The sequence below is a fragment of the Cyclobacterium plantarum genome, from assembly GCF_011290685.1.
In the GTDB taxonomy this organism is placed as follows: Bacteria; Bacteroidota; Bacteroidia; order Cytophagales; family Cyclobacteriaceae; genus Cyclobacterium; species Cyclobacterium plantarum.
Window position 1 is genome coordinate 41,607 of record NZ_JAANYN010000009.1, and the last position, 12,391, is coordinate 53,997.

Below are 12,391 nucleotides of genomic sequence, written 5' to 3' on the forward strand. Positions count from 1 at the left end.
TGCCTTATTGGATGAAAATCATGTTTCATCTGTTTATAATTTGTTTTTAGCGGTCAGATGCCCGCCCGGCTGACGCCAGTCGGACGGGGAATCTCGCATGGTTGTTAGTCATCCCAGTGTGTGACGGCTACGTCATGCTCGATTTCCTGTGTTAATAACTGTCTTTAGAGGTCACATGCCCGACTGATAACTCGTACTTCAATCGGCCAAAACTCCATTTGAACTAACCGTTCAGCACAGATTGCTTCCAACTTAAGGCTTAGGATTTCCGATTCCGGTTAGTAAAACCTGAAAGAATACAAATCGGCATCCTTTAGGTAGACCCGCATTCTGATAGGTTTCCCGGATAAATCAGAAACATCACTGCTGCCATTCCACAACACTTTTCTTGAGATTTCATTGCCGATAACCAGCTGGCCTTCCTCCATGGAATAACCTGGCAGCTTATTCCCATCCCCATCCAACAATTCTATTCTGATTTCCCCCGCTGCAGAGGTGGAATAATTGAGTTCCAGATTTTCCCCTTCAAAGACAAAGGGTTTCGTGAGCATTTCACCTCCTTCATATCCGGCGGATAGGGAAGCGAACCCATCCAAACGCAGGCTATATCGGCGCAGGTGAGCGGAGGCCTGGGCATAATCCTGGTTGACATAAATGGACATTTCGGTTTCTCCGGTTTGCACCACGTTCAAGGCGGGGTAATTGGAGCGGGAAACCCAATTCTCCAAGCCTATCCCAGGTCTGATAAAGGATTCCATAAACTGCCGCTCATATTGGTCCCCTCCCCGGGTTGACATCAGGATTACATCTGAACAGTCGTTGTAATATTTCGGATCCACTCCCAATTTTTCAGCTTCAGCATCCGAAACCACTTTGCGGTTGGGCATGAACCGGGCACCGATGGCCAGGTATATGTGTGGTGCACGGAAATAGGGGCTGGTTTGTTGGGTGTACAGGTGTTCGTAGGGCGTATTCCCAAAGCCCATGGGCTCGGGATCTGTCCAGTGAATAAAATCCTTTGAAGTGGTTCGGCTTACCGAGCGGAAACCATTGTATCCCTTACCTGTCCAGGAGCGGAAATAACAGACATATTGATTTTCACTTTCCGACCAAAAAGATACATTCTGTGAATCAAATACCCCTTGGGTGAATACCGGTTCTTCCTGAAGTCTCTTCCAGTTTTTACCATCCGCAGAAGTAAAGGCCACCAGTCCGCTTTTGGAGGTTCCGCCAAGGGCTTTGAATTTTTCATTGGGTTTTGCCGAGGGGTTGCTGTCCAAAAAAGGGCTGAAATTATGGGTGAGTGGAGCGGCATTAGCCAGGATGACATTGTTATTTTTGCTACCTGATATTTCATAGATACCCAGGTCGGGCTTTTCCCAATGGATGCCGTCGCTGGATTCGGCATAGCAGGTCACTTCGGCACTATTGCCATCTTTACCAGCTGTCGGAACACCTCTGTAATAGGCTCTAAAAAAGCCATCTTCTTCAATTACCGTGACATAAGCAGAAAATGCGCCCTCCCAGGGGAGGTCAAAATCCAATACTTTCCCCTTGTCCTCTGGGTGATGCATCCTGATGGTTGCCTTGTCCAGCCTCTCTATCAGATATGGATCGACAAAAAGCTCCCTGTCGCTTCCTATCGGTAAGGGCTCCGCCATTTGGCCATAGGACCCTGCGGAAGCAAATGTCAGAATAATTAAAGTGAAAATCAGGTACTTATTCATCGCTGTATATTTGTTTCTTACTGGTATCTGCTTGCCTCAGGTCTAAATGCCCAAAACCAGATTTGGGTGAGTCCCGCATACTTGAACAGCCTGATTCTATCGGTGCTATCGGGACATCTTTCCTTCTGTCTGTCTCGTCATGCTCGATTTCATGGCAAATAATAGCTTTTGGGCCAATTTTGGGAGGCTAAACTTTTTTAATACCCCTTACAATGCTTTAATGCCAGCAATTTACCTAAAATTCTATGATGGTACCAGCAATATGTCGGGTGCCATTGTCAATATTGAAGTAATAAGTCACCAGAGCATGGTGGTCATCCAGCACTACGGCCCAGGGATAACCGATATCTCCGCTGCCTCCATCTTCCCTAAGGACAATTTCTTCTGCAGTGGCGAAATCCGTGCATTCCGAATTCAAAATTCTGGCCCTGATCCCATAGGGTTCATGCCGGTATCCATAGACCAGAAGCACCCTGTCATCCGACAATCTTGTTGCCTGAAGGGGATGTCCCTGAAATCCCATAGACTGCCATTGTCCAAAGCTTTTCCCTCCGTCAGTGGACCTGGCAATGACGGCCTGATCTTCGTAGTTAGCGGTACGGATAAACGCCACCAAATCTCCTTTGGGTGTTTCGTAGATGGATGCTTCATTGAATATGACCTCCTCATCTTTGGCAACGGTCGATAGGTGCTCCCAATTTTTACCTTTATCGTCCGAAACGAGCAGGTAATTGGAGGTTCGGCGGGGTGTTTCCTGGTCATTTGCTGCGACCACCCAATAGATGCGCCCGCTTTTCCCTTCGTACATGGCTCCCCGATTGTAGGCGGGAACCGGATTTCCCATCGGAGTAAAATTGATCTCCGGTTCTATGTGTGGGGGGTATATCGGTTCGGACCAATTTCTCCCGCCGTCAATAGAACGTAACAGGTATCCACCCAAAAATACGGATCCATCGCGATTCTGGAAATGGGGATCTGGCAGGTTTTCCAGACCATCCTCCCGCAAAAATGCCCAACCGTAGCTGGCACAAAGCAGCGTTCCATCACGAAGGTGAAGCAGACAAGGATCCTGTGAGCCACCAAAATCATGGGCATAGAGCAGCTCCGGTTCGCTTTCCCAGGTAAGGCCGTCTTTTGAAGTCATGCTTACCAGGTAACTATTCGGATCTACATGATTATTGCCACTTTCGCCAAAGACAACCCTCCTGTTCGGAGCACGTCGAAACGAAAGGAGGTACCCGCCATCTGCTTTCTGCACGATGGATGGAAACGTTGCGTAATAATTTGGGTCTTCATAAATAACCAGATCCCGGATTTTGGTTACCGAAGACCTGCTTTTGCCTGGGGATGGCTGCTGTGCAAGAAGCGGTAAAGAAACCAATAACAGTCCCAGAGTTGGGAAAATAGATGTTCTCATAATGCTATTCATTTAGTCATGATACTTAGTAAAAGCGGAAAAGGCCATTTCCTTATCCTTTTGGGTAAGATACCAGAAAAAAAACCTACCTGCATTCTTTAGAATTTTGCGAGTAGACAGTTTAAACATGTTTACCTGTTTATTTCCGGAGCGACTTCAATGGAATCTTTGAAAGGTAAATACTCGTCTTGTCTTCGTGACTGGAATAATAGACCATCCACAGCTTGTTCTTATAATACAACATACCGGGGTAACTGGTGTCGCCTCCACTAGGAAATTCGATCGTCTTTTCAATATTCCCTTCCCGGTCTGTTCGGTGTAGGACGGTTTTGGCGCCGGTATCCCGGTAATCCCGGGTGCCGATCAACAAGTCATTTTTTCCAAAAAATAAAAAATTAGGACCTCCCAGACGAACAGTAAGTTTGGTAAAATCCCAATTGGTATAGGGATAGGCACTTTTTGCCAGTACACCCATCTTGTCGGAAGTTTCCCGTCTGACCAAAACAACCATCTTACCTTCTTTATCAAATCTAATGGTGGATTCATTGGGATTGCCATCGATGGGTAGCTGAGAAACATGTTCAAAGTCGATGCCATTTTTGGTTTTTAACAAATGCACTTCCCAACCTCCGGGTTTAATCTGGTAAACTATACCGTAACCAATCTCCTCATGCCAGGTAAGGCTCCAAATCCAATCCAGTGACGGTTTCATATCCATAGTGGCTTTTTGAAGCGGTGAGAAACTCCCACCATCAGCATTAGAAAAAGAGACCATGGGGTACAATACCTTGTATCCTTTATCATAAATACCCACCGCAGTCAACACCATAATTTTACCTTCCGGTGTTACCGACAGCCGTGCTTCACGGACATCCATGTCTTCCTTTTCAAGCAAGCCCACCTTTTCCCATTCATCTCCGTCTTTTGACCGTATTATTTGTATCCTTCCACTATTGTCAGGCATGTGGTTATTTCCTTCCCGAACCGCCACATAAAAGTGGTCCTGAAACCGGATCATGTCCGGAAATGCATTGTGCGGGGCCTCATCCCATATCTTTGTGATATTCAAACTTTCCTCGTTTTGGGCAAAGCCGGTTAGAAGGCTTATAAGAATCAAAATCAGGAATAAAAATGCTTGCTTCATCGTATTTTGGTATTGATTGGTTCCATTCATTATTGAAATAAACCGGGAAGTATCCCTTCCAGTTGTTTTCTTTTTTCTTGCGCCAGTGCTACCGGGATTCCCTGGTATGGCCAGCGCAATCGGGTACCGATCTCGGCCCAGTCTCCGATGGCTGCCAGAAACTTATCCACGGCCGTATCGGAATACCCGTCCTTTTGGATTAGCGGAAAAATCGCTTCCTGGAAGAAAAACCCCAGTTTTTCTTCCCATACCTTTGCTGTGATTGGGTCGGACATAATCATTTTGTGCCATTTTAGCGCCCCCTTGGGGTGTAGGCAGGCAATATTGGAATAGGAACCTTTGGCTCCTTGCTTAATGCCGGAAGCGAGCCGGTGACCCGGGACAAAATAAGAAAAAGGAAAGGGAAGGGATCGCATTTTTTCGTACCAGCGATCATCCCCTCCTGCCGTTTTGCAGCCCACAATCGGAAAGCCTTCCAATAAAAGATCCCTATAATCCTCAGGCCTCAGTTGCTTTTTAGCATGAGGCGGATTGTAAATCACCAGCCCAACAGGATCCGCCACACTGGCCATTTTTTCGATGTACCGGAATAACTCCGCCCGATTCGGAGCGACCCAATCCGGCAAAATAATCTGTATGGCCCCTGGTTGAAGGGATTTTGCGCGTTTTACCCGCTCCATGGAGGCAAGTGGCAATGGGTGGGCACAGCCTAATTGAAAGGGAACTCCTTTTAATTCCGCAGCAGCCGCCAGCTTTTCACTAAGTGTATCAAATTCACTTTCAGTCTGATTGTAAAACTCACCGGCTGTACCGTTGGTATAGATGCCATGAAGTCCCGACTCAAGCAAGACTGCGATTTCCTCGTCCAGGCGGCCCCAATCAATGGCTTCATCCTCCTGAACAGGTAACAAAACAGTCCCCCATACACCCACAATTTCTTCAGCTCGAAGTGGCTTCATCAGGCAATTATGGTTTTTTCCAAATAACAGTTCCCATATGGTAACGGTCATGCACCGAATTTCCGTTTGAATAATAAGCAGTCATGATGCTTCCATCCGGCAGCTGTACACTGGAAGGATAGCCACAATCGCGGCTTTTCAGGTCATCCACCACCAGAAATTCGTTGGACCAGGTTTTGCCCTGATCCGAACTGAATTTAACCGCCACTCCGTATTCTCCTGGGATTCGATTGCCGTAGGTCAAGAGCAGTTCTCCATTCTTTAAAGAGGTAATGTGTCCGGGGTGCTGGCTTTCTTCGGTTAACTGCCTAAGGTATTGCCAACTTGCCCCATCGTCCTCGCTTGTAAATAAATCCATGGCTGCCCCTGCCTTCCACCTTCTGGCCGCCGCGATCCAGGTCTCAGGTCCGGTTTGATAAAAAGCCGTCTCATTATGTCCCCCGGCAAAAGCAGTATGTCCGCTGGCATCACTCAGATGAGATACCCAGCGCCAGTTTTTTCCCTGATCATCGCTTCGGAACATGGAAACTTTATTGACAGCCTTGTCCAGGGATTGGGCGTAGGCAAGTACACGTAAACTTCCGTCCATGGCTTCCAGGACGTCACCAAAGGGGATGAATTCAGTCATTCCTTCCTCGGCTCCCGGGAAGCCGTTTTTGTAGGTTTTCCATTTTTCCCCCCCGTCTTTCGATATGCTGGTCCAGGCCCGCAATACACCTACCAAATCCATTCGGGCATCTTCGGATTCTCCCGGCTTTAGCTCCCAACCCGAAGCTACAACCACCAACTCTCCGCTACCGTTTTTCCCGGCAGCGACATTCATGCGGTTGGTTCCAGGATCGTGAGCGGCCGCCACCCCAGACTTTTCCCAAAAATGCCCCCCATCAGTAGTAGACCATACCTCCACGCTTCCCTCCATCCGCGCATGACTGGGCTGGTTGAATATACTCGCATGAATACTTCCATCCTCTAGCCGGGTAAGGTTGGGCCAGGCGCATACGTTGTCGATGGACACCCATCGATGAAGGACCTCTACGGTTTTCTTTTCTCCTGGCAGGGGATCGGGATTGTCAATGGCCGGGAGGGCCAGCAGGTGGGCCAGTATCAGCGTAGAAGTGATTATCCAATTGTGAATCATCTGTTTTCTAATTTTTATGATTATAGTAAATTTAATATCCGGGATTTTGCTCTATCAAAGGTTCCTGACTCAGTACCGAATTGGAAATGGGGAAAAGCAACAAATGATCCTCTCCAAGTCTGTCCTGCAGGGCCGGGACCATTTCAAAAGCCTTCCCAAACCGGACTAAATCCCACCACCTTTTTCCTTCGTGCAACAATTCTAGCAGGCGCTCTTTCAGGATGGCTGCATCATTGGTTTCCCTACCCTGATCAACAAACTCCCTTCCCGCAAATTGATCACCATAAGCCCTCTCTCTGATTTGGTTGATTTCCTGGGATGGATCCATATCCAGTCCATTTTTGGCCTCTGCCTTCATCAGCAATACATCAGCATAGCGATACAAAATCGGGTCACTCAGGAAAACCCGGTTTCCTCCGATAATGGTCCCCTGGAATTTTTGCTGAATATTGGTCAGGTAATCCCTGCCTCCGTTTTCGTCAATGGTGTAAATATCAAAAAAAGAAGCCTCACGTCGGGAATCTTCTGCTTCAAATTGATTTCGTACCAGGTCGGAAGTCACCATCAGACCCTGTCCTCCTCCTATGGGAAAAATCTTATCCCGGGTGTCCTGGTCTATATTGCTGGGTACCCCGGCGCCTATGATCCACATAAACCACAAATAATTTCCCGGCTCCAGGTCCTGGTGCCGGATGCTCATTAGAATTTCCCGGTTTCCTTTGTTTTCAAAATCAAAAACCTCCTGAAAATCATCCAGGAGCCCCACATCGGCCTGGTCTACTTCCTCCAGGGCGTTCAAGGCTTTCTGCAAGTCTTCGGCTCCTCCACCCAATAGTTTACCTGTCCAAAGGTATACTTCTCCTTTCAATGCATTGGTTGCAGGCCTGGACCAAACAGATCTCCCAATCGTAAACCCATCGTCAGGAAACAATTGCAGCGCTTCCTCTATATCCTGTTTGATCAATTGAAACACCTGGGATTGTGGGGACCTTTCCCTTTGGGTGACTTCGGCTCCAAATCCTTCAGTTGGCTCCTCCCTGATGATCAGGTCACCCCAGGTACGGGTCATCACAAAATACACATAGGCCCTCATGGCATGGGCTTGTGCCAACATCTGATTTTTTCTGGCTTCAGAGGAAAAAGTAATTCCGGGCACATATTTCAGAATAAGATTTGCGGTGTTGATCACTCGGTAAAATCCACTCCAATCTGGATGACCTGGTGTATCGGCATTCATTTGGTTACGGTGTAAAATGAAGACTCCTTCTCCAAAAAGGCCTGGCGAGAGCACCTCACTGCGGTGTTCTCCAAGTTGGTGCAAGCCCTGGGAAAGGCTTCTCAATTCCACATACATGGCCATTAATGCTCCTTCTGCATCATTTTCACTCTGCCAAAAAGAATTGGTAGTAATGACACTGGTAGGCTTCACCTCAAGAGTTTCCGTACACGCCCAGCCCAATATTAATGAAAGGGATATGGCAAAATATTTTTTTATTGCTTTCATGACTTTCAAATTTTTGATTAAAAGGTAATATTGGCTCCGAAAATAAAGTTTTTGGGTATAGCATATCTGCCATCATCCCTGCCTCCTTCTTCCGGGTTTAGTCCCTTGTAGCGGGTAAAATAATGCAGGTTATTGCCAGTAACATTTAATCTCAATCCACTGATTTTTATCCGCTCAAGTATGGTTCGTGGTACCGAATAACTAAGGGTAAGTTCTCTAATGGCAAGAAAATCCCCGGACTCAAAAAATACAGAGTTGCCAGAGGAGGCTGTTCCGTTAAAGTTGTTTCGCTGTATCCTTTCCCCTCCCCAGTAAAACCTGGAATATTGGGCGATGTCTCCCTGTTCTTTCCAGGAATTATCCACCTTATCCTGGGTCATGTTATTGTCAGCAAATAAATTGGTATCGATAAACATCTTTGCCCAATTGAAAATCGTATGGCCGGTGGTATAGTCCATCCTTAAGTAGAGGTTGAAATTTTTAAAACTAACGGAATTGGAAATTCCACCGGTCCAGACGGGAAATTCCTGGCCCATATACACCTGATCCCGGCTGTCGATAATTCCATTGCCATCCAGGTCCTGCCAGTTGGTATCCCCTCCATATTTGGTTTTATCAGCTGATACAATGTAATTGTCTGTTGGAGCATTACTTGCTTCCTCATCAGTCGCATAAATGCTTAACTGGTTTCTACTATACATTTCTCCAAGCCTACCGCCTTCCTGAAGTCCTCCTTTCCATACATAATCTTCCTGTGTGGGATCCCATACCAAAACCCCTCCAACCCGGTTGTTTTCCACTCCATTGGGTGGAAGCCTCAGGATCTTATTTCTTACTTTGGATGCATTTAGGGATAAATTCCAGGTTACCGGACTGCCCTCCGGCAATAGGCTTGCCCCCATTTCCAGCTCAAAGCCCCTGTTTTCCAGGCTGCCCAAATTGGTCAATACACTGGAAAAACCGGTGGACTGTGGAAGGGGTAGGCTTGTGATCAGATTATCCGTTACCCTACGGTACACATCCACAATAAAATTCACCCTTTGATTGAACAAACTGAAGTCTGCCCCAATATCCACCGTTCGGGATTGTTCCCACTGCAGGTTGGGATTGGGTATGACCGTATTTTGAATGGCAGATATACCAGCATACCTGGTGCCTACCCCATAAGCTCCCTGAGCAGCAAAATCACTCAATCCCCCTATATTTCCATTTTCGCCATAACTTGCCCTAATTTTCATCCTGAATAGATTTTCCGGGAAGGTATTTTTCCAAAAATCTTCACGGTGCAAGTTCCAACCAGCAGAAATCCCAGGGAAAAAACCCCATTTGTTATCCGCACCAAGGTTAGAGGCACCATCATACCGCATGTTGAGGGAAAATAGATATTTCTGTCCCAAATCGTAATTTACCCTGGCAAAGTAGCCTAAAATCACCTGGTCAGTGATGCTACTGCTCACGCCAGTAGGCTCAGTAGCTGCATTCAGTGTTGGGATCAAATCTGTAGATGCCCCCCTTCCAGATGCGCTAAGCGTGGAAATATTTCTATCGTAATAGGCAAAACCCAATTTGGCATCTAAATTATGGTTTTCACCCAAGGTCTTACCATAAGAAAAAACAAAATCTGCCTGATTTTGCCTCCACTGGTAGTTGGAAGCACTAGCATTCCGGGTATCTACAAAGTTGAGAGGCCCGTTCAGAAACCCGGGTTGGAAATTATAACTGTCATTATTGACATTGTACATAGACAATTGAGGGTCAAATGACAAGCCCGGCAATATATCCCAATGAGCTCCCACTGTAAAGGTTGATTTTTCGGCAGTACTTTCGGCTACCCGATTATTAAGGAAATACAAGGGATTTCCAATATTGGCAGCAGTACCGGGAGCAAGGCTGCCATCTTCAAAGTAGATCTTGGCTGTAGGAGCAAGGCCAGCAGACCGGTAGAACGTGACGGCTGTGGATTGTCCTGTGGTATTGGTGGTATTATAGGTATAAAGAACCCTTCCAAATACACTTAAATTCTCCTTTACCTGTAATTCACCGTTTAAATTAAAAGTAAGGCGATCATAAGCGGTAGTGACTACCGTCCCTTCATTGGACAAATAACCCAGGCCAGCATTAAAAGTAGCTTTATCTGTACCTCCTTGTATTCCCACATGATGATTGTGTGATACTCCTGTCTGATAAATTAGAGATTGAATGTCGTTATCCTGAAAAATGAGCGTCCGGGAAGGATCAACAGGGTCAGGCATACTTTCCCAACCCTCGTTGAGTTTGTATTCATTTTCGGACGTAAGGTATTGGGTGGTAAATGCCGTATTGTTAGTCAGGTCATTTCCTGTTCCAAAACCATTCGGCAGGCCTAATCTCACCGTTTCATCCGGAAATTTATCAGGCCTGATATGGCCCAATCTAAACATGGTCAGGTAATCCCGGGCATTGGCCATTTCATACAGTTTACCAGGTTCGGATAAGGTCAGGTCATACCGGTATGTTATCCTGGATTGTCCTGACTTCCCGGTTTTGGTTGTAATAATCACCACACCATTTGACCCCCTGGCGCCATAAATAGAGGTGGCTGCTGCATCTTTTAATACCTGCATGGAAGCGATATCATCAGCGGAAATATCATTCATGTCCGGACGAATTACCCCATCTACTATATACAAAGGTGCGGCTCCATTGGGATTATTGATGGAAGTACCTCCTCTTACAATGATTCTGGGTGCAGCTCCGGGCTGACCCGAGGTACTTTGTACCCTGACTCCAGATACAGAACCCTGTAATGCTGAAGCAGCATTTGGAAACGGTACACTTTCCAAAACCTTTTCATCCACTTTAGTAATGGATGTGGTCAGGGTTTCTCTGGATTGTTCCCCATAACCAATCACCACCACTTCCTCCATATCCGAAAGCGAAGGAAATAAAACCAGGTCCAGCGTATTGCTGTTGCTTACTCCTACTTCCCTGGTGGCATAACCAATAAAAGAAAATACAAGTGTATTACTTCCTTCGGGAACATTGATTGCATAACTTCCATCAATATCGGTAATGGTACCGACAGAGGTGCCCTTGACCAAAACATTTACCCCGGGAATGGTTTCTCCGGATTCATCGGTAACTTTCCCCTTTACTTGTCTGCTGGTTTGGGAAAATGCCTGCAGACCATTCAGCAATAAGATCAGCATCGTGACCAGCAAGCAAAAATGACGCAGTGGTTGTATGAATATCTTCATGGAATAATGATTAAAATGACACATTAACAATTACCTACCAAAGATATTATATGACACTTCCTCGCTCTTCTACTTTCTTTTTAAATTACAATACGATATTACGGTATCACAAAATCCCTAAAACCATCTCACAAATTAAATAGAATCAGCACGTTAACTGTACGGAACTTTGTCCGGATTTTTCTACCAATCCAAAAATCAAGTCCCCGGATCAATGCCGGCCAGTACGATGACAATTGCCATATGGATAAAAGGAAAAGCCAGGCCCTCTTTCAACACTGCCCTGGTAATCAGTAACAACCTGTTTTGTAATGATCACTGCTTCCGGATATCCTGCTCTGTATGTCCGATGCTAATGCCGGAAATTCGGCTGCCTAAAAATAGCCTAAAAAACCCACCTGTAAAGGCAAAGCCCTCACGGACAAGAGAATGGTTTATTTATTTCAAACATTTTAAAAAATTCCTTCAGTCCTTCAATAGTGTTCTGCTTCAAAACGCTGGCAAAAAATTGCGTTTGCTATTAGAAAAATAAACAAGACTGTCCCGTTCGAAAAATTACAAAGGATTTTTCTCCACAATACAAGTAATGCTGCCATTGCAGCCTATTCCATTTCCTTTCTCAGGATAAATTTTGCTTTTACCAACTGGTTCTTCACGGTGTTTTTGGAAATCATCAGAATATCGGCAATCTCATTATAAGACTTCTTTTCAAAATAGTTCATTTCAAGAATTTTCCGCCTTTTCGGTGAGAGGTTTTGAATAATGCTTTCCATTCTGGTGAGTTGCTCCTCTTTTGCCTTACCACATTCATCTTCCTCCTGATGGATCTTTTCCCAAAATTGTTCCTTAAGACTATTGTTTTTATTCAAAGCCTTCAGGTAATCAAAAATTTCGTTTTTCACCGAAGTAAAAACGTAGGAATTAAAATTCAACTCCGGCTTGATGTTTTTTCTTCGTTTGAGGATTTTCATGAAAACCTCGTGGTAAATGTTCTCCGCCTCCTGCTCATCCTTGATAATGGAAACACTGAAACGGATCACAGGTATCCTGTAATATTGGTAAATCTTTTCAAAGGCCTTTCGGTCTCCGTTTCGAAAACCATCCAGTAAATTTTTGTCAGGTTGTTCCATATCCCAAGTGATTTAGTTGTATTAAAATTTTTGGTCAACGGCCAAAGCATTTTATTTGGATTGGCCCGCCTTATTTTTTTATGAATATCAAGGTTTAAAACCACAGTTTCTGCGCAAATCACGTATATAAATCTTC

8 protein-coding genes are annotated in these 12,391 nt (G+C 45.5%); all 8 read right to left on the reverse strand.

From position 1 onward, the window contains the following. Positions 1–278 precede the first annotated feature (278 nt). Positions 279–1,727, reverse strand: a complete 1,449-nt coding sequence (locus tag G9Q97_RS18885; RefSeq protein WP_246255786.1) for a hypothetical protein — start codon at positions 1,725–1,727, stop codon at positions 279–281. A gap of 235 nt (positions 1,728–1,962) precedes the next feature. Further along, entirely contained in the window at positions 1,963–3,144 is a 1,182-nt protein-coding gene (locus tag G9Q97_RS18890) for a sialidase family protein (protein WP_166149707.1), read from the reverse strand. Positions 3,145–3,283: 139 nt separating this feature from the next. Continuing rightward, the gene (locus G9Q97_RS18895; protein ID WP_166149708.1) at positions 3,284–4,288 is read right to left on the reverse strand and encodes a hypothetical protein; all 1,005 of its coding nucleotides are present in this window, start codon (positions 4,286–4,288) and stop codon (positions 3,284–3,286) included. Between the two features lie 29 nt (positions 4,289–4,317). Next, positions 4,318–5,247: a dihydrodipicolinate synthase family protein gene (locus G9Q97_RS18900; RefSeq protein ID WP_166149710.1), complete on the reverse strand. Its 930-nt coding sequence runs from the start codon at positions 5,245–5,247 to the stop codon at positions 4,318–4,320. A gap of 7 nt (positions 5,248–5,254) precedes the next feature. Next, positions 5,255–6,385: a sialidase family protein gene (locus tag G9Q97_RS18905; protein ID WP_166149712.1), complete on the reverse strand. Its 1,131-nt coding sequence runs from the start codon at positions 6,383–6,385 to the stop codon at positions 5,255–5,257. 31 nt (positions 6,386–6,416) lie between these two features. Next, positions 6,417–7,889, reverse strand: a complete 1,473-nt coding sequence (locus tag G9Q97_RS18910) for a RagB/SusD family nutrient uptake outer membrane protein (RefSeq protein WP_166149714.1) — start codon at positions 7,887–7,889, stop codon at positions 6,417–6,419. A gap of 17 nt (positions 7,890–7,906) precedes the next feature. After that, positions 7,907–11,125, reverse strand: a complete 3,219-nt coding sequence (locus G9Q97_RS18915; protein WP_166149716.1) for a SusC/RagA family TonB-linked outer membrane protein — start codon at positions 11,123–11,125, stop codon at positions 7,907–7,909. Positions 11,126–11,727: 602 nt separating this feature from the next. Beyond that, positions 11,728–12,255, reverse strand: a complete 528-nt coding sequence (locus G9Q97_RS18920) for an RNA polymerase sigma factor (RefSeq protein WP_166149718.1) — start codon at positions 12,253–12,255, stop codon at positions 11,728–11,730. Between the last annotated feature and the right edge of the window lie 136 nt (positions 12,256–12,391).